At 56.7% G+C, this 18,570-nt stretch carries 17 protein-coding genes, 1 tRNA gene and 1 pseudogene; 17 read left to right on the forward strand and 2 right to left on the reverse strand.

All coding sequences use genetic code 11. The features are described 5' to 3' along the window. The 12 genes from LBR61_04900 to LBR61_04955 form a co-directional block, all read left to right on the forward strand. Positions 1-180, forward strand: a 180-nt coding sequence (locus LBR61_04900) for a hypothetical protein (GenBank protein MDR1731414.1), incomplete at its 5' end; no start/stop codon positions are given. 87 nt (positions 181-267) lie between these two features. Next, positions 268-1,008: a gamma-glutamyl-gamma-aminobutyrate hydrolase family protein gene (locus tag LBR61_04905; GenBank protein ID MDR1731415.1), complete on the forward strand. Its 741-nt coding sequence runs from the start codon at positions 268-270 to the stop codon at positions 1,006-1,008. 258 nt (positions 1,009-1,266) lie between these two features. Further along, positions 1,267-1,809 carry a 5-(carboxyamino)imidazole ribonucleotide mutase gene (gene purE / locus LBR61_04910; GenBank protein MDR1731416.1) on the forward strand — a complete coding sequence of 181 codons (543 nt, stop codon included), beginning with the start codon at positions 1,267-1,269 and terminating at the stop codon, positions 1,807-1,809. Positions 1,810-1,887: 78 nt separating this feature from the next. Then, the gene (locus tag LBR61_04915) at positions 1,888-2,598 is read left to right on the forward strand and encodes a phosphoribosylaminoimidazolesuccinocarboxamide synthase (protein ID MDR1731417.1); all 711 of its coding nucleotides are present in this window, start codon (positions 1,888-1,890) and stop codon (positions 2,596-2,598) included. After that, a complete protein-coding gene (purS, locus tag LBR61_04920) occupies positions 2,599-2,865 on the forward strand; it encodes a phosphoribosylformylglycinamidine synthase subunit PurS (GenBank protein MDR1731418.1) in 267 nt (88 codons plus the stop codon). Continuing rightward, positions 2,862-3,566 (forward strand): phosphoribosylformylglycinamidine synthase subunit PurQ, encoded by a 705-nt coding sequence (gene purQ / locus LBR61_04925; GenBank protein MDR1731419.1) that lies wholly within the window; start codon positions 2,862-2,864, stop codon positions 3,564-3,566. The genes purS and purQ overlap by 4 nt, the downstream gene beginning before the upstream one ends. A 32-nt stretch (positions 3,567-3,598) precedes the next feature. Beyond that, entirely contained in the window at positions 3,599-5,815 is a 2,217-nt protein-coding gene (gene purL, locus LBR61_04930) for a phosphoribosylformylglycinamidine synthase subunit PurL (protein ID MDR1731420.1), read from the forward strand. Beyond that, entirely contained in the window at positions 5,815-7,272 is a 1,458-nt protein-coding gene (gene purF / locus LBR61_04935) for an amidophosphoribosyltransferase (GenBank protein MDR1731421.1), read from the forward strand. Before purL ends, purF begins: the two co-directional genes overlap by 1 nt. Then, the gene (purM, locus tag LBR61_04940; GenBank protein ID MDR1731422.1) at positions 7,269-8,342 is read left to right on the forward strand and encodes a phosphoribosylformylglycinamidine cyclo-ligase; all 1,074 of its coding nucleotides are present in this window, start codon (positions 7,269-7,271) and stop codon (positions 8,340-8,342) included. The genes purF and purM overlap by 4 nt, the downstream gene beginning before the upstream one ends. A 4-nt stretch (positions 8,343-8,346) precedes the next feature. Further along, positions 8,347-8,979 carry a phosphoribosylglycinamide formyltransferase gene (gene purN, locus LBR61_04945; GenBank protein ID MDR1731423.1) on the forward strand — a complete coding sequence of 211 codons (633 nt, stop codon included), beginning with the start codon at positions 8,347-8,349 and terminating at the stop codon, positions 8,977-8,979. A 67-nt stretch (positions 8,980-9,046) separates the two neighbouring features. Beyond that, positions 9,047-10,363, forward strand: a complete 1,317-nt coding sequence (purD, locus tag LBR61_04950; GenBank protein MDR1731424.1) for a phosphoribosylamine--glycine ligase — start codon at positions 9,047-9,049, stop codon at positions 10,361-10,363. A gap of 74 nt (positions 10,364-10,437) precedes the next feature. Then, positions 10,438-10,525, forward strand: a tRNA-Ser gene (locus LBR61_04955). 185 nt (positions 10,526-10,710) lie between these two features. Here the strand turns inward: LBR61_04955 and LBR61_04960 are convergent. Together LBR61_04960 and LBR61_04965 are read right to left on the reverse strand one after the other, a co-directional pair. After that, positions 10,711-10,866, reverse strand: coding sequence for a hypothetical protein (locus LBR61_04960; GenBank protein MDR1731425.1), 156 nt, complete (start codon positions 10,864-10,866; stop codon positions 10,711-10,713). Between the two features lie 691 nt (positions 10,867-11,557). Continuing rightward, positions 11,558-12,523, reverse strand: coding sequence for a cysteine synthase family protein (locus LBR61_04965; protein ID MDR1731426.1), 966 nt, complete (start codon positions 12,521-12,523; stop codon positions 11,558-11,560). Positions 12,524-12,721: 198 nt separating this feature from the next. Between LBR61_04965 and LBR61_04970 the strand changes: the two genes are divergently transcribed. The 5 genes and pseudogenes from LBR61_04970 (at position 12,722) to LBR61_04990 (ending at position 18,549) form a co-directional block, all read left to right on the forward strand. Next, positions 12,722-13,021, forward strand: a complete 300-nt coding sequence (locus LBR61_04970; protein MDR1731427.1) for an STAS domain-containing protein — start codon at positions 12,722-12,724, stop codon at positions 13,019-13,021. Next, entirely contained in the window at positions 13,018-15,387 is a 2,370-nt protein-coding gene (locus LBR61_04975) for a SpoIIE family protein phosphatase (protein MDR1731428.1), read from the forward strand. Before LBR61_04970 ends, LBR61_04975 begins: the two co-directional genes overlap by 4 nt. 42 nt (positions 15,388-15,429) lie before the next feature. Continuing rightward, positions 15,430-16,983 carry an ABC transporter substrate-binding protein/permease gene (locus tag LBR61_04980; GenBank protein ID MDR1731429.1) on the forward strand — a complete coding sequence of 518 codons (1,554 nt, stop codon included), beginning with the start codon at positions 15,430-15,432 and terminating at the stop codon, positions 16,981-16,983. Then, positions 16,980-17,702: pseudogene (locus LBR61_04985) on the forward strand (amino acid ABC transporter ATP-binding protein). Before LBR61_04980 ends, LBR61_04985 begins: the two are co-directional and overlap by 4 nt. Positions 17,703-18,060: 358 nt before the next feature. Continuing rightward, complete coding sequence (locus tag LBR61_04990) at positions 18,061-18,549, forward strand: prolyl-tRNA synthetase associated domain-containing protein (GenBank protein MDR1731430.1); 489 nt, start codon at positions 18,061-18,063, stop codon at positions 18,547-18,549. Positions 18,550-18,570 lie beyond the last annotated feature (21 nt).

Below are 18,570 nucleotides of genomic sequence, written 5' to 3' on the forward strand. Positions count from 1 at the left end.
AGCCCGACCGCGCCGAGGGTACTGTGTGGGGTACACACGGGAGAGCAGGTCACTGCCGGAAAACTGAATGAAACAACAGCGGGACAAAGAGAATTTTTCTTCGTCCCGCTGTTGTTTTATTTTTGGCACATTTATTTTGACACAGAAGTAGTTTCGAGTATACTATATTTCTTTTCGTGAGGTATGGATTCTTCATCCTGTAATTCTGCCCATACCCGTGCCGCGCCTGCGACAGTTTTGTGAAAAACTCTGAAGGGATGAGAAATTATGCAGCCACTTATCGGTATCACATCATATTTTCTGAACACCAGAGATAAAGACAATAAACCCCTTGAGCGGTATCTTTCACCGAACGTCTACGTTTCCTATCCCACTTACGTTCACAGGGTGGAACGGGCCGGAGGGATTCCCATAGATATCCCCTATTACCTCGACGACGCCTCCGTCTTCGCTTTGGCGGAAAAACTCGATGGAATTCTTTTCTGCGGAGGCGAGGACGTCAATCCTCAATATTACGGAGAGCCTGTCGCCGGAACGAAAACCGTTGTTCCCGAACGCGACGCGCTGGAGTTCAAACTGTTGGACGCCTTTTTTAAACTTCGGAAGCCAATTTTCGGAATTTGCCGCGGCGAGCAGGTCATCAACACCTTCTTCAAAGGCTCTCTGATACAGGACATAGCTCGGGAAAACAAGGGGTATATCGAGCATTCCCGCTCCGACAATCCTGACTCGCCGGTTCATAAAATCGCCGTCAAAACGGGGACACGCCTGCATTCCATTCTGGGGGAAACGACTGTGAACGTGAACTCCCTCCACCATCAGGCCGCGCGGACACCCGGCGAGGGGCTCGTCGTCTCCGCCCGATCCGAAGATGGACTGGTCGAAGGGCTGGAACTTCCCGACTACCCCTTCCTCCTGGGCGTTCAATGGCACCCGGAACGCCTGGACATTCCCCCTCACTTCGCGCTTTTCGAGGAATTTATTCGTTCCTCCCGACGGTCATCCTGATTTGCTCTGCGTATAACAGACAGTGCGGCAATGAAAAAGATTACTTTTGTTTTTTAGCGCGCTCTTTATTTTATAATGTGATAGAACTTGTGTAATAAAAGAAGTTGTGTAATAGAAGGCGGTGTGGCAGGAGCGACGGAAAAATTGAGAGATAATTGAAGCAGATAAAATTTGAAGCAGATGGAATCGGACAAAATTTCAGGAAGCAATCCAGATGAAAATTTATATAGAAAATTTAGTTAGAAAAGAAGGACGCTTATGCCGAAGGTGAGCATTATTTTGGGAAGTGACTCAGACTGGCCGATCATTGAGCCGGGGTATCTGGTTCTGAAGGAGTTCGGGATTGGGGTGGACGTCCTGGTGGCCTCCGCCCATCGAACGCCGCGGGTGGTGGAGGAGTTTGCCGTCTCGGCCCGGGAGAAGGGCGCGGAGGTTCTCATCGCGGTCGCCGGAGCGGCGGCCCATCTGCCGGGAGTGGTGGCGGCCTGGACGACCCTGCCTGTCATTGGCGTTCCGGTGGCGGGCCATGCGCTTGCGGGTATGGACGCGCTTTTCAGTATTCTTCAGATGCCTTCCGGCGTGCCGGTGGGGACGATGGCCATTGATGGGGGTAAAAACGCGGCTCTTTATGCAATATCGATTCTGGCCCTGAAATATGAGGATCTGGCGCGAAGACTTCTGGATTTTCGAGAGGCACAGGCACGGATGGTTGCCCGGAAGAACGAGGTCTTGCAGGCTGAACTGGCCGCCGGCGATAAAACAGAGGCGCAAAAAGAAAAAGAACTCCAAATTGAGCGATGATTGACGCCCCCAAAGTGGACCGCGGAGTCATCGCTCAAAATATTACGGACCAATGCAGGAAGGGAGACGGAACAGGGTATGGGAACGGAAACGCTGCTTTATGAGGGAAAGGCGAAGAAAATTTTTGCGACGGATAACCCCGACGAGGTTCGGGTGTATTTTAAAGATGACGCAACGGCCTTTGACGGAAAGAAAAAAGGGACGATTCAATCCAAGGGTGTTCTGAATAACTCGATTTCCACGTTTTTTTTCGAGTTGCTGGCCTCTGAGGGAATTCCGTCTCATTTCATACGAAAAATCGACGAACGCAACATGCTGGTCAAAAAACTGGCCATCATTCCCATTGAGGTGGTCATGCGCAATATTGCCGCAGGGAGTCTCTCGAAGCGGTTGGGCTGGGAAGAGGGGCGCAAACTGCCTCAAAGCGTCGTGGAGCTGTACTACAAAGACGACGCCCTGGGCGACCCGCTGATCAATCATTCTCACGTGGCGGTTCTTGGAATCGCCGATTCTGCCCGAGTCGATATTTTAGAAAAGACGGGCCTCAAAATCAACGCCATTCTGACGGAGTTTCTCGCGAAGAAAAATCTGCTTCTCGTGGATTTCAAGCTGGAGTTCGGGCTTTATGAAGGACAGGTGCTGCTGGGGGATGAAATTTCTCCGGATACCTGCCGCTTCTGGGACAGCAGAACCAACGAAAAACTGGACAAGGACCGTTTTCGTCGAGATCTGGGAAATGTAGAAGGCGCCTACGAGGAGATCTGGCGTCGTCTTGGAGGGGGTAAGTAAATGTTCAGAGTGAAGGTCACGGTCATGCTCAAAAGAAGCGTCCTGGACCCGCAGGGCGCGGCGCTGGAGCGGGCGCTGAACGCCTGCAGGGACGACGCGCTTTCCTTTTCCGAAGTGTCTTCCGTCCGAGTGGGAAAGGTCATCGAAATGACCTGCGACGGTAATGATGCCGAAAGCGTGAAGGAAAGGATGCACAGTTTGGCTGATCGTATTCTGGCGAATCCCGTCATGGAAGAATACACTGTCAGCGTGGAAAGTCTGTCATGAAGAACGGAATGAAAGCGGGAATCGTCGTCTTTCCGGGATCCAACTGCGATCGGGACTGCTACCGGGCTCTGAAGGCCGTCACGGGGGTGGAGGCTCGGTTCGTGTGGCACAGAGAAAGCTCTCTTGAGGATTTTGACCTGATTATCCTGCCCGGCGGTTTTTCCTTTGGAGATTACCTGCGGACAGGGGCTATTGCGCGTTTTTCCCCTGTAATGAACGAGGTCATCCGTTTGGGCAAACGCGGTGTCCGTCTCCTGGGCATCTGCAATGGCTTTCAGATTCTGGCGGAGGCGGGACTTCTTCCGGGGGCGCTCTTGCGCAATCAGGGACTTCTGTTTATTTGTAAAGATATTTATATGAAAGTAGAAAGATCCAACACCGACTTCACCAACAAATATGAACAGGGACAGGTGCTGCGCATGCCGGTCATTCACGGAGAGGGGAACTACACCATCGACGAGGCGGGATACCACGAGCTGGTGGACGGCGAGCAGGTCATCTTTCGCTACTGCGCCTCCGACGGCAGCGTGAACCCCTCTGATGCTCCCAATGGCGCAATGGGGAATATCGCGGGTATCATCAACAGAGAGGGGAACATTTTGGGGCTGATGCCCCATCCCGAGAAAGTCTCGGAGCCGATTATGGGCGGCGAGGATGGAGCTGGAGTTTTCAGGTCGCTTCTGTCCGTCCTGTCGGTCTGATGAGTCCCGGTACAGATTTGGAGGATTTTTCAATGTCAGAAAAAATCTCAATCGAAAAACAGTTGAAGGAGAATGGCCTGACCCGGGAGGAATATGAGCGTATCCTCTCACTGATGAAGCGGGAGCCCAATTCTCTGGAACTGGCGCTTTTCGGCGTTATGTGGTCAGAACACTGCAGCTATAAAAATTCGAAGGCTCAGCTCCGCAAGTTTCCCACCGCCGGCCCCCAGGTGGTTCAGGGACCGGGAGAAAACGCCGGAGTGGTGAGGGTGGACGGGAAACTCTGCGTGGTCTTCAAGATGGAAAGCCACAACCACCCCTCCGCCATAGAGCCTTATCAGGGGGCCGCCACCGGCTCAGGCGGAATCATCCGGGACATCTTTGCCATGGGAGCCCGTCCTGTGGCCGTTCTTGACAGCCTGCGCTTCGGCAGCCTTGGCGCTTCCCGCACCAAAGAGCTTTTAAGGGGCATCGTCGCCGGCGTGGGAGGATACGGCAACTGTATCGGCATTCCCACCGTGGGTGGAGAGGCCGTTTTCCACCCCTCCTGGCAGGGAAACCCTCTGGTCAACGTCATGTGCGTCGGGCTGGTGGAGGAGGATAAAATCTTCAAAGGACAGGCCAGCGGGGTCGGCAACATCGTCATGGTGGTGGGAGCCCGCACGGGACGCGACGGCATTCGGGGCGCCAGCTTCGCCTCTGAGGAGCTCAGCGACGCGGACCCGGACAAGCGCCCCAACGTTCAGGTGGGAGATCCTTTTATGGAAAAACTCCTGCTGGAGGCCACTTTGGAGGTTCTGCAGCTGAACCTGGTGGTGGGATTGCAGGACCTGGGCGCGGCGGGGCTGACCTCGTCGGCGGCGGAGATGGCCGGACGGGCGGGAAACGGCCTCTATATCGACGTGGAAAAGGTTCCCCTGCGGGAAACGGGGCTGGAGCCATGGGAGATCATGCTCTCGGAATCTCAGGAACGAATGTTGTTCGTGGTGGACCCCTCGAAAGTCGAGGAAATCGAGGCAGTTTTCAAAAAGTGGGAGCTGACGGCCACGGCCATCGGCGAAGTGACGGGAGACGGACGCTTCACCATTCGGAAGGGTGAAAAGGTTCTGGCTTCCGTTCCCGCCGGATTCCTGACGGATCAGGCCCCCGTGAACATCCGGCACTGGCGGGAGCCGCTGCGGTTCGTGGACCCCAGACGCATCGACCATTCTCTCCTGAGAAACTGGGAAAACTGGACAGGGCTTTTGAAAAAACTTCTGGCGTCTTCGAATATTACGTCGAAACGATGGATTTATGAGCAGTACGACCATCTTGTGGGCCTCAATACCGTCGTTCGGCCGGGAAGTGACGCCGCCGTTCTGCGACTGCCGGAAAGCGAAAAGGGTATCGCCCTTTCCATCGACTGCAACAGCCGCTACGTGTTCCTCAATCCTCAGCTTGGAGGGGCCATCGCCGTGGCGGAAAGCGCGCGCAACGTGGCGGCCTCCGGAGCGAAACCCCTTGCGATTACAAACTGCCTGAACTTTGGAAATCCGGAAAATCCCGAAATTTACTGGCAGTTCGTCAACGCTACAGATGGAATGGCTGAGGCCTGTCAGGAGTTTTCAACCCCCGTCACGGGAGGGAACGTGAGTTTTTACAATGAATTTGACGGCAGGGCCATATTCCCCACGCCGGCCATTGGGATGGTGGGGGTTCTGGAGAAGGTGGAAGACCGGGTGAGCAGCGCCTTCAGGAAAGCGGAGGACCTGGTGATTCTCGTGGGAAAATCCCTGGAGGAACTGGGGGCTTCGGAGGCCCATTTCGTGCTGACGGGCAGAGACGAAGGCCTTGTGCCCTCTCTCGACTATGGCCGGGAAAAACGCCTCCACGCTTTTTTGGTGGAAGCGGCGCAAAGACACCTTTTGGCCTCCGCTCATGACTGCTCCGAAGGGGGACTGGCCGTGGCTCTGGCGGAGTCCGCCATTCAGGGCGAGCTGGGGGTTTCTCTGGAGTGGACGGACGACATCTCCCCCGCGGCAGCCCTCTTTGGCGAGACCCAGTCCCGGGCGGTGATTTCCATTTCTCCCGCGCGAAAGGAAAAAACTGAAGAGCTTATGGAAAAATATTGCCTTCACTACACATTTCTTGGAACCGTAACCGCGGATAAAAAATTTGTCCTGCGCTACAACGGGGAGACCGTTATTGAAAGTTCCATCTCCGAGCTCGCTCCCCTCTGGAACGACACTCTCGCGGAGGCCATGAAGTAATGGACGCATACGGCGAAAACAGTTCCTGGCACGAGGAATGCGGTATTTTTGGGGTGTGGTCGAAAACTGCCTCCGTGACGGATATCTGCTACATGGGCCTTTTCGCCCTTCAGCATCGGGGGCAGGAAAGCGCGGGCATCGCTGTGACCGACGGGATGCATATCGATATTGCCAAAGGCATGGGGCTGATGACGGAGGCTTTTAAACCCCGTCTTCCGGCAATCAGAGGGCACTCCGCCATCGGACATGTGCGTTATTCCACCGTGGGCGGCAGTATTTTGTCTAACGTGCAGCCTTTTCTGTCCTCTTTTTCGGGGGGATTTATCAGCCTGGCCCACAACGGCAGTCTGACCAACGCCCAGCGAATCCGCCACGACCTCGAAAAGGAGGGCTGTCCTTTTCAGTCCACTTCGGACACGGAAACGATCCTGAACCTGATCTCCGTCACTCCGGCTCCAACCCTTGAAGAAAAGATCCTTACTGCTCTGGAGCAGATCGACGGAGCCTATTGCCTCGTCATCATGACAGGGGACAGGCTGATCGGCGTAAGGGATCCCCACGCTTTTCACCCGCTTTGTCTCGGTCGTTTGAAGGACGGGTACGTTCTGGCCTCGGAGTCCTGCGCTCTGGACGCCGTAAACGCGGATTTCGTGCGGGATGTCCTTCCCGGAGAAATGATCGTTATCGACGAAAGCGGGATGCGGTCTTCATTTTTGCGGAAAAAGGCGAAACTGTCGAACTGCATTTTTGAGTATATCTATTTTGCCCGACCGGACAGCGTTATCGACGGAAGAAGCGTCTGGCAGAGCCGTTATCGCATGGGACGTCAACTGGCGAAGGAGTATCCGGTTTCCGCGGACGCCGTGGTTCCGGTTCCCGACACGGGAATAGCGGCGGCCATTGGATTCAGCGCGGAGAGCGGCATCCCCTACGTGGAGGGATTGATCAAAAACCGCTATGTGGGCCGAACGTTCATTCTGCCCGACCAGACGAAGCGGAAAGCCACGGTCGAAATGAAGCTGAATCCCGTTCGGGCCAACCTTCAGGGCAAAAAAATTATTTTAATCGACGATTCCATCGTGCGGGGAACCACGAGCGCGCGTCTTATCGCTCTTTTGCGCAGCGCGGGGGCCGCTGAAGTGCATATGTGCGTTTCTTCCCCTCCCATCACGCACCCCTGCTATTACGGGATCGACACCTCCATACGCAAGGAACTGATCGCGGCGGTGTCCTCAGAAGAGGAAATTTCCCGAAAAATAGGAACCGATGGACTGCATTATCTTTCACGGCAGGGGCTGCTCGCGTCCGTGGAAGATTCGGCGGGGCAGTGCATGTGTACTTCCTGTTTCTGCGGCGCTTATCCCACCGATGTCACCGAATGTCTGGAGTCGGAAGACCTCAAGCCCGAAATGCGCTCCGGAATTGTTCTGAAGGCCGGGTCGGAGGTTGGAGTATGACGGCGCCCGATCATCAATCGCTTTCTTATAAGGACGCGGGAGTGGACATCGAGGCGGGTAACCGCTCGGTGGAAGAAATTCGGGAAGCGGCGGACTCGACCCGCCGTCCGGAGGTTATCGGGAGCCTGGGTGGATTTGGAGGGCTTTTTGCGCTGAATGCCTCCCGGTACAAAAATCCGGTTCTGGTTTCCGGAACGGACGGCGTGGGGACGAAGCTCCAGATCGCCTTTATGACGGGACGGCACGACAGTATCGGACAGGACGCCGTGGCCATGTGCGTCAACGATGTGCTGGTCCAGGGGGCGGAACCCCTGTTTTTTCTTGACTATCTGGCCGTGGGAAAACTGGAGCCCACTCAGGTGGGAGAGATCGTGCGAGGCGTGGCGGCGGCCTGCAGGGAATCCGGCTGCGCCCTGATCGGCGGAGAAACGGCGGAGATGGCGGGGTTTTACAAAACAGGGGAGTATGACATCGCGGGGTTCTGCGTGGGCATAGCGGATCGGGAAAAACTTCTGCCTCGTCCTGATATTGTCCCGGGGGATCTGGTGATCGGACTGCCCTCCAGCGGCCTGCATTCCAACGGATTTTCCCTCGTGCGAAAAATCTGTTTCGACCATAAAAAAATGACGGTGGAGACGGTTATCCCCGAGCTTGGAAATATCCCGCTGGGGACGGAACTGCTGAAGCCCACCCGACTCTATCCGAAAATCCTTCTGCCCTTTCTTGCCGGGGACAATCACGGCATAAAGGGCATGGTGCACGTTACCGGCGGCGGATTTTACGACAATATCCCGAGAGTTTTACCGGAGGGGGTCGCCGTCCGGATTTATCGTGATTCATGGGAAATTCTGCCGATTTTCTCACTGTTGCAACAGTGGGGTAATGTAGCGGAGCCAGAGATGTTTCGTACGTTCAACATGGGGATTGGGCTGATTCTCATCGTTTCTCCGGACTGTGCCCCGACGCTTTTTGCGAAGCTGAAGGCGGGCGGAGAGGCGCCTCAAACCATTGGCGCCGTCGTGGAAGGCCCCCGGAGTGTGACGATCGAGGGGATCTTTCGGGAGGAATGATGTCATGAGGCATGATGCGATGAGGAATGAAGGAACTTCCCTGCGACTGGGAGTGCTGGTTTCAGGACGGGGCAGCAACCTCCAGGCCCTGCTGGACCGGCTCGCCGAAAACGAAGGATTTGCGGGAAATCCGGAAATTGCGGTGGTGGTCTCGGACAGGCCTGACGCCTTTGCTCTGAAACGTCTGGAGGGGCGCGATATTCCCGGCCTCGTCGTGGAGCGTGGGGCTTTTCCGGATCGTGAGGCTTTTGAGGCCGCCATCGTCGACGTTCTGGAAAAACATCGCGTAAACCTCGTCGTTCTGGCCGGTTTCATGCGTGTTCTGAGCCCCTGGTTCATCCGGCGCTTTCCCCGCCGCATCGTCAACATCCATCCTTCCCTGCTTCCCTCCTTCACGGGTCTGCACGCTCAGCGGCAGGCTCTGGAACATGGGGTCAAAATAGCGGGATGTACGGTCCATTTCGTAGATGAAACGCTGGATGGCGGCCCGATTATTGCCCAGGCCGCGGTGCCGGTTCTGCCCGGAGACACGGAAGAAACCCTGAGCGACCGCATTCTGGTGGAAGAACATCGGCTGCTTCCGTCGGTGATCCTGGATTTTGCGAACGGAAGCCGCGACTTTGGACTGCCGGACTGATAGGCTGATAAATGACGGACAAAAATTTATATAGAAAAGAGCCAACGGCTCTGGAGAAGGTTCCAGAATGAAGAAAATTCTGATTGTGGGAAGTGGAGGACGGGAGCACGCCCTGGCCTGGAAACTGGCCCGGAGTCCCCAGGAAGAGCGAAAACTTTACGCGGCTCCGGGAAATCCCGGCATGGAAGCTCTGGCGGAGTGTGTTCCTATCGATGTGATGCAGGTGGATGACCTCGTCGCGTTTGCCGGACGGGAGGGGATCGATCTGGTTCTGGTGGGGCCGGAAGCGCCTCTTGCCGCTGGACTGGCCGACCGCCTGAGAGAAAAGGGAATTTTCTGTTTTGGCCCCGGAGCTCAGGGGACCCTTCTGGAAAGCTCCAAGCGCCACGCCAGAGAATTTATGGCCCGCCACGGAATTCCGTCTCCCGTTTTCCGTGCCTTCACCTCTCTCGACGAGGCCGGGCGTTACCTCGAATCGCTGCCCGACGATTTTGTCGTTGTCAAGGCCGACGGTCTGGCCCAGGGCAAGGGAGTCGTTGTCGCCCAAAATCGAAAAGAGGCCCTTGCGGCTCTTGATGAAATGATGGGAAATCGCCGTTTCGGAGACGCGGGGAAAGAAGTCCTGATCGAAGAATGCCTCACCGGCGAGGAGGTTTCCCTGCTGACCTTCACGGACGGAAATACGATTTTGCCCATGCTGCCTGTGCAGGACCACAAACGCGTCGGGGACGGAGATTCAGGCCCGAATACAGGTGGGATGGGAACTTATGCCCCCGCGTCGGTCTTTTCTCCGGAGATTGCCCGGCAGGTTGAAAGCGAGATCCTCCGACCGCTTCGGGACGCTCTTCAGGCGGAAAAAATCGATTATCGCGGCTGCCTTTACATTGGGCTGATGCTGACGCCCAAAGGGCCGAAGGTCATTGAATTCAACGCCCGTTTCGGCGATCCGGAGACGCAGGTTCTTATGCCCCTGCTGAAGTCGGACCTGTTTGAAGTTCTGTACGCCTGCGCCCGGGGTAAGCTGAGCGATGTCAAACTCGAATGGAGTGAGGGAAGTGCGGTTTGCGTGGTGATGGCGTCGCGGGGTTATCCTGGGAAGTACCCCACGGGACTGCCCATCACGGAAACTTTGCCCGGCGGAGTTGAGGCGGAGGAGTTCGAACGAAATTCCTGGGTTTTTCACGCGGGGACGTCCAGAAACAAAGAGGGCGGGCTGATTACGGCAGGAGGTCGTGTGCTGGGGGTCACCGCCGCGGGGGCGACCTTTGAGGAGGCGCTTCGCCGCGTTTACGCCAGAGTTGAAACTCTGCATTTCGAGGGACAGCACTTTCGACGGGACATTGCGTATCGTGAAGTGAAGCGGCGTCGTGGGAACAGGGAGTGAAAGTCGGCTTTTTGTGAAGTAACTGCTGACGCCGGTTGGTGCGTGTGAGGGTATGGTATAATGCTTGTCGAAGCGGAGGACTGGCCGAGCGGTCGATGGCGGCTGACTTGAAATCAGTTGGGGCTTCTGCTCCCAGGGGTTCGAATCCTCTGTCCTCCGCCAATGGTGCAAATCAAAGCAATTCCACACCGTTTATAAAAAATCCGGAAACGACGGGAATCGCCACCAGAGCCGTTGGCTCTTTTCTGTATAAATTTCTGTTCGTTTGTTCCCAGTGTTACGCGTCTTTTTTTAGTACACAATTACGCAATTCGCTATAAAAGGCGGTTTTTACGGCACAGGGCTCCTCAAAAATGTATTGGCACGCCGAGACTGTTCGCGAAGTCGTTCATCGCGTTTTTTATGTCATTGAGCGCTTCAGGGCCGGAGCTCGCTGCCAGGTCAATGACGCTTTGTCCCATCTCCAGTGCCTTATCTTTCAGGACGTCCACGCCATCAGCCATAGCCGTGCTTGCCGCCGAATACGCGTCAACAGCTGCATCTCTAACTTTTCGAATTAAGTAATAGGTATACCTAATTCGCTGAGCAGCGCGGTAGTTTTTTTGGAGATCTCTGATGTTTTCCAGGCGTCAGAGATCTTTATTTTGTGAATATATTTCAAATGCGTTGTTAGGTCTGCAACAGAGAACCTGGAAAGAAGCTTTTTCTCGCGAAGCAGGTTGTAGAGTCTGTAACAAAGCAACAATGACACGTGATTTATAAAAGCCCAACCCTCCATCGCGCTTTGGCTTTGCACATAATTTTTGTCCTGCTCCAGGGATCAAGCAGATACGGATTATGGCTCAATTCCGCCTTTACTGTGTTCATTTTGCGTCTCCCTGTCGCGTCTCGCGGGCTTGTCGTCGCAATTTTCACGGGCTGTTCACCACGACGTTTGAATCAGCATATGCTTATTTTACAAGAAGGAATACAGTAATCAAAAAGGATTAGGAAAAATATCACACGCTATAATTTCTCGGGAGCTTAGGTCAATGAAAATCGTGTAAAACTATGGACTGTGCGGTCGAAAGCAGCGTCGGCTGGCCGCTCAACTTTCTGTCCGAACTTCTGTTGACAACCCATCATATGGAGTTCAAGTTACAGTGCATGATATGCAATTGACCGCGTCAAATCCGCCTGAAAAAAGCCGTTCTCTCACAGTTCTTCCCAGAGATCCGTGCTCAGGTATTTCAAGCCGCTGTCGTTCAGGGTCAAAACGATATTGCCGCCTTTTTCTTTTTCGCGAAGGAGCTTCAGAGCCGCGCAGACGTTCGCTCCGGAGGAGAACCCCACGAATGCGCCTTCCAGTTGGGCCAATTTCCGCGCCACGTCGGCGGCCTCGTCGTCTGAGACCTGGACGCAGCCATCGATCAGCGCCCTGTCCACCAGCGGCAGGTCCATCGTATACCCGCCGCCCTGTATTTTGTGTCCCTGACTGGTGATTTCTTTGCCCGCATAAACAGCGGCCGTGGCCGGCTCCGCCACGTAACACCGCACACCTGGTTTGTGCTTTTTCAGTGCCCTGGCGCAGCCCTCGAAGGTGCTTCCGCTCCCCACGAAGTCCACGAAGGCGTCCACTCTGCCCTCCGTCTGCTCCCACATCTCTTCGCCCGTGTGATACTCGTGAGCGTGAACGCAGCCGATAAGGTTGAACTGATCCGCGCGGAAAGCGTTTCTCTCCCGTGTGATCTCCCTGGCTTTTTCCTCCACCAGAGCCAGATCCTCCCCGGAAACCTGCCCCCGGACCGAACCGGGCTTCTGATCCACCAGAACAACTTCCGCGCCCAGGGCTTTCATCATTCTGGCTCTTTCCGCAGAGTTTCCCTTGGACATACAGGCGATGAATTTGTAGCCCTTGCAGGCGCAGACAATCGCCAAACCCGTGCCGGTGTTGCCGCTGGTCAACTCCACAACGGCCTGACCCGGTTTCAGCAGGCCGGCTTCCTCAGCCTCAGAAATCATTTTCAGCGCCACACGGTCTTTTTTGCTGAAACCAGGATTCAGGTACTCCATCTTGGCGAAAATGCCGCCCGTTACCCCATACGCCTCAGTTATTTTGGACAACCGGACCATAGGGGTATTTCCTATGACCTCGTACACGCTGTCGTATATTTTTTTCATCCTGCCAAATCCTTTCTTCTTTTTTGTCCTGTTTGCTTTTCAGCCCCCATTATATTAAAATCTCGCGCTTTTAAATTGAATTACACGAGATTTTGATGCTGACGCAATCAATGACCATTTCTGTCACACTTGCTGCATGTGCGAAATTTGAGTCGTATAATTAAGAAAAAGAACGCAGCAGGAAGGAGGACATGACTTATGACGATTACCGAAACAAAAAATGCGGGCAGAACCACGCTGGTGCTCAGCGGACGGCTGGACGCCGTCGGAGCGCCGGAGCTCCAAGAGAAACTCCTTCCACTTTTTGAAGACGGCGGAACGGTGGAACTGGACTTTGCCGACGCGGCCTACGTATCCTCGGCGGGACTCCGCGTTCTGCTTTTGGGAGCGAAGGCAGCGGAGGCGAAAAAAGGCGTGATGACCCTGCGGAACGTGCCCCGGGCTGTAAAAGAAATCTTCGATATGACGGGGTTCTCCGATATTCTGAATCTGCAATGAACGTCAGCGCCTGGGGTTTGTCCATCAAGGCCCGGATCGCCCTGGCGACGTTTTTCGTCATGACGGCCCTGGGAGCGATGGTGGCGGCTCTCAGCCTGGGCGCTTATCACGACTATAAAAAACTTCAGACGGAGGGATGTCAGGCGGCGGTGGACGCCGAAACCCGGAGTCTGGAAGGGCAGATCGCCGCGCTGGAGGAAAACGTCAAATCCCTGGCCCTGATGGGCCAGCTTCTGTACGAGGGCGGCGGAGACAGGCGGGACCTGGGCCGCCGCATCGTCGTCTGGAACTTCTCCGCGGGCAACGCCGCCGTCGGTGGCGGCGTCTGGTTCGAGCCCCGCGCCGTTTCCCACGACCGGGAAAGGCTTTGCTACTACGCTTTTCGGGACAAATTCGGCCAGGTCTGGTTCGACGGCAGCTTCGAAAGCGAAGCCTACGACTATCCCACCCAGAAGTGGTACACAATCATACGGGACGGCCTGCTGAACAAGGGGCTTCCCACGGTCTGGACCGCCCCGTATCATGACGAAACCGGCACGCTGGCGCTGATGACCACGGTGGGGCACGGCATTTTCAAAGGGGACGAGTTTGTGGGCATGGCCACGGCAGACTGGGAATTGGACAGCATCGCCCACCGGATCGCCACCGTCCGTCCCACCCCCGGCAGCTTCACTCTCTTCGCCGACGGCGTCAACGATGTCATTCTGGCCTACACCGGCAAAGAGAACAACGTCAGAGGCCGGCCTCTGGAGGTGCTGCCCTGGCTTCACGACGCCCTTCAGGACAAAACGCTGATAATCGGAGGCAGACGCCATCTGGTGTTTCAGGGCAGGTTGGCCAACGGAATGCTGATCGTCAGCTTCGTTCCCGAAGCCGAGCTTTTCGCCGACATCCACCGGACCTTTTCTTTGACCATGTTCGTTCTCGCTTTCACCGGCGTCTTTCTGGCGGGCGTCATCTGGTTTCTCCTGAACCGCCTCATCAACCGGCCCATCGAGCGTCTGACCCGTAAAGCCGAGGAAATCGGCGCGGGGAACCTGGACGTCCACATCGGCATCGACTCCCGGGACGAGTTCGGGCGTCTGAGCGGCACCGTCGAGCGCATGGCCCGGGACCTGAAGGACTACATCGGGAACCTCAAAACCGTCACTGCTGAAAAGGAGCGGATCGCCGCGGAGCTGGGCGTGGCCGCCCGGATTCAGATCTCCATGCTGCCCCGCATTTTCCCCCCCTTCCCGGACCGCCCCGAGTTCGACCTGTACGCCTCCATGAGTCCCGCGAAAGAGGTGGGCGGCGATTTCTACGACTTTTTCTTTGTGGATTCCCACACTCTGGCGGTGGTCATGGCGGACGTTTCGGGCAAGGGGATTCCCGCGGCGCTGTTCATGGTCATCGCCCGGACCCTGATCAAAAACAATGCCCAGCAGGGCGGAAGCCCGAAGGAGGTCTTCGAGACCGTCAACGACCTTCTGTGCGAAAACAACGAGGAAGGGATGTTCGTGACGGCGTTCATGGGCTATCTGGACATAGCCGGGGGCTCTTTTGTTTCCGTGAACGCGGGGCACACTCCGCCGTTTGTGCGCCAGAAGGGGGAGTTTTCCCGCCTCCCCGTCCGTCCGGCCTTCGTCCTGGCCGGGAGGAAAGGAACGAAGTACAGGGAGGAAAAAACGGAGCTGAACGCCGGAGACCTGCTGTTTTTGTACACGGACGGCGTGACGGAGGCGACGGATCGGGAAAACGAACTTTTCTCCGAGGCGCGGCTGCTGGAAACCCTGAACACCCGGGGGAAAAACGCCGATTCCCAATCCCTGCTGGAGAGCGTGAAGGGCGCAATCGACCGTTTCGCGGAGGGCGCGGAGCAGGCGGACGACATCACCATGCTGGCCCTGCGGATGACCCCTCCGGAGGCGGCCTCGGCCGAGGATGGTCAACCTCAGCTCCGCGCTTCCCGCGCTTTCGAGGCGAACGTCCGCTCTGTGGGTGAAGTTTACGCTTTTATCTCCGAAACGCTGAAGGAAGGCGGCGTTTCGGAAGGCGACATTTTGAAGACAGAAATGGCGGCGGAGGAGATTTTCGTCAATGTGGCCAGCTACGCCTACGGGGACGCGGAACACAAACCCGTGACCCTGGAACTGGCTGTGCAGTCGGACAGGGTCACCATGACCTTCACGGATTGGGGCGTTCCTTTCGACCCCATGACCGTCCCCCCGCCGGACCTGACGCTGAAGGCGGACCGGCGAGCGCCGGGTGGCCTGGGGCTTTTCATGGTAAAGTCCACCATGGACGCCATGACCTGCTCCAGAATTGACGGCAAAAACGTCCTTACCCTGACTCTTGCCCTTACCCAAACCTCCGGCGCGTTATAATATGAACATTGCTCTCAGCAGGGGAAAGAAGACGGATACACTATGACGCAAAAATGGACAACACCGGTGTTTTTCTTCGTGGCGGTCGTGTGGGCTCTTTTTCTTTTCGGCGCGCCGGCCGGCGAGGCCGCGGCCTGGGATCCCACGAAATTCTCCGGCAAACGGATAGCGGCGGTGACCGGCGACGATCTGGCCCGCGTCGCCCGGGAACTGCTGAACGCCGGGGACGTCGTCCTGTTTCCACACATGGGCGACTTGTTGGAGGCGGTCAAAACCGGCAGGGCGGATGCCGCCATTCAGTCTGAGGTCGTTGTGGAGGCCCTGGCGGCGGAGGAAGCGTATCCGGAACTGGAGTTCCTTTACATTCCCGAGGACGTTTACGTCATCGAAGCGGCGTTGGTGTTTCACGAGCCGGCGCTCAGGGACCGGTACAACGAATTTTTGAAGGGCCTGGAGGCCGACGGCGTGCTGGACGACATGAACCGGCGCTGGCTGAGCAAAAAAATTCCGGACGCCCTGCCGGAGATTCCTCTTGACGGCAAAAACGGAACTCTCGTGGCGGCGGAAGCCTCCGGTTACGCGCCCATGGCGTTTATCGGGCCCGGCAACGAGCTGATCGGCTTCGACATCGAACACATGCGCCGTTTCGCCCAATACCTCGGCATGAACCTGCGTGTGGACGACATGGACTACGCCGGTATTCTGCCTTACGTTCAGTCCGGCAGGGCCGATGTGAGCGCGTGCATGGTCCTGGTCACCGAGGAAAGAAGAAAAAACGCTCTGTTCGGGGACCCGGTCCAGCGGTACCGTACCGTGCTGGCGGTTCGCAGAACGGAAGGGTCGGTCGGCGGAAACGCGGGTGTTTCCGAGGACAGCGCCGCGCCTCCAGGCGGGGCTGAAAGAAAGGATTTTTCCTTGTGGGAAAGGCTGAAGGCCGCGGTTCAGAAAAATCTCGTTCAGGACGGACGCTGGAAGATGGTGCTGTCCGGTCTGGGAGTGACGCTGGAGATATCCCTGCTGGCCATGTTCTTCGGCACTCTGCTGGGGTTCCTGCTCTGCTGCGCGCTGCTCTGCGGAAACAAAATCGTGCGGGGCGCGGTCAGAGCCTACGGCGCTCTGATACAGGGCACGCCCATGGTGGTTTTGTTGATGGTGGCCTATTACATTCTTTTTTCCGACGTAAAGGTTTCCTCGATCCTCATCGCCGTTGCGGCCTTTGCCCTGGCGGAAGCCGTCGGCATCGGAGGCAACCTCAAAAACGCCATCGACACGGTGGACGTCACCCAGATCGAAGCGGCGCGAAGCATGGGCTTCAGCCGACTCCAGACGTTTTTCATCGTGACTCTGCCCCAGGCCGTTCGGGTGGCTCTGCCGGGATACACCAGCGGCTTCGTGAGTCTGGTGAAGTCCACGGCCATCGTGGGCTACATCGCCATCTCCGACCTGTCCCGGGTGGGAGACATCATTCGCGCCAGAACCTTCGACGCCTACTTCCCGCTGCTGATGGTGGCGGTGATTTATCTGGTCATCACCGGAATTTGCGTCCGCTTCTTCAAATGGGCGATCAGGAAAGTCAACAGGGAGGTGTCGCCATGAGCCTGATCAAAGTCAGCGGATTGACGAAGCGGTTCGGGAACGTCGCGGTGCTGAACGGCATCGATGCGGAGATCGAAAAAGGCGAAGTGGTTTCCATCATCGGGCCCTCGGGCACGGGCAAGAGTACCTTCCTGCGCTGCCTGAACCTGCTGGAGAAGCCCAGCAGCGGAGAGATCGTCTTCGACGGCGCGCGCCTCACCGACCGCGGGGCGAACATCGACGCCGCGCGGAGGAAAATGGGCATGGTGTTCCAGAATTTCGGACTGTTCAGCCACATGAGCGTCCTGGATAACCTCACGGTTGGGCCCGTAAGGCTGCTCAGGAAGCCGCGTAAAGAAGCGGAAGATCGCGCTATGAGCCTTTTGAAGACGGTGGGTCTGACGGAGCGGGCGCAATACAGACCAGGCCAGCTTTCCGGAGGACAGAAGCAGCGCGTCGCCATCGCGCGGTGCCTGGCCATGGACCCGGAGGTCATTCTGTTCGACGAGCCCACGTCGGCCCTGGATCCGACCATGGTGGGCGAAGTCCTGGCGGTCATTCGCCGCCTGGCGGGAGAGGGGATGACGATGCTCATCGTGACCCACGAAATGGCCTTCGCTCACGACGCGTCCAGCCGCGTGTTTTACATGGACGAGGGAGTGATTTACGAGGAAGGGATGCCGGAGGTGATTTTCTCCGCGCCGAAAAAAGAAAAGACGAAAGCCTTTATTTTCAAGGTGAAAACCTTCAACTACGAAATCAAATCGCGGGACTTCGACTTCATCGACATGCTGAACGGCCTGGAGAACTTCTGCGTCAGGCACGCGGTGGAAAGACCCGTCACGGAAAAACTGCGTCTGGCCGCCGAGGAGCTGGTTCTCAACCTGGTGACGCCGGAGTTCGCCCAAAGCGCACTGACCCTCAGTTTCGCCGAGAAGCGCGACAAATACGAACTGAGCGTCGCCTACCGAGGTTCGGCCAGGGATGTGACGCGGGACGTCGGAGACGGACTGGCCGCCGCGGTCCTGCGGGGAACGGCGCGGGAAATCGCTTACAGTTACGAAAACGGGACTAACGTCGTCAGGGTCGTGCTGTAAAATGGAAGAGCGGGAAAAAGCGCTGCGGGAACTGGAGGAAATGGGCATCCCCTGCGAGTTGGAAGAACATCCGGCGGTCTACACCATCGACGAGGTGAAGGCGTTGGGCATCGACGTGCGGGGGACGGTGGTCAAGAACCTTTTCCTGCGGGACGCCAGGGGGAAGCGCCATTTTCTGGTGGTTCTTTCGCCGGACAGGCAGGCCGATCTCAGGGCGATACGCGCGCAAATCGGATCTTCCGCACTTTCCTTCGCCTCCGAGGATCGCCTGAACCGCTGCCTGAAACTGACGAAAGGAGCCGTGTCTCCTCTGGGGATTTTGAACGACAAAGAACACGCCGTGGAGGTGGTCTTTGACAAAAGCCTGATCGGGAAAAAACGTCTGGGCGTTCACCCCAACGACAATACGGCCACAGTCTGGCTGTCCTGGGAGGACCTGCAAAAAATCGTCGCCGCCAACGGGAACGTCACGCACCTTATCGACATCTAAGCATTTTTCACGGAAGAGGGC

This window comes from Synergistaceae bacterium (genome assembly GCA_031272035.1).
In the GTDB taxonomy this organism is placed as follows: domain Bacteria; phylum Synergistota; class Synergistia; order Synergistales; family Aminobacteriaceae; genus JAISSA01.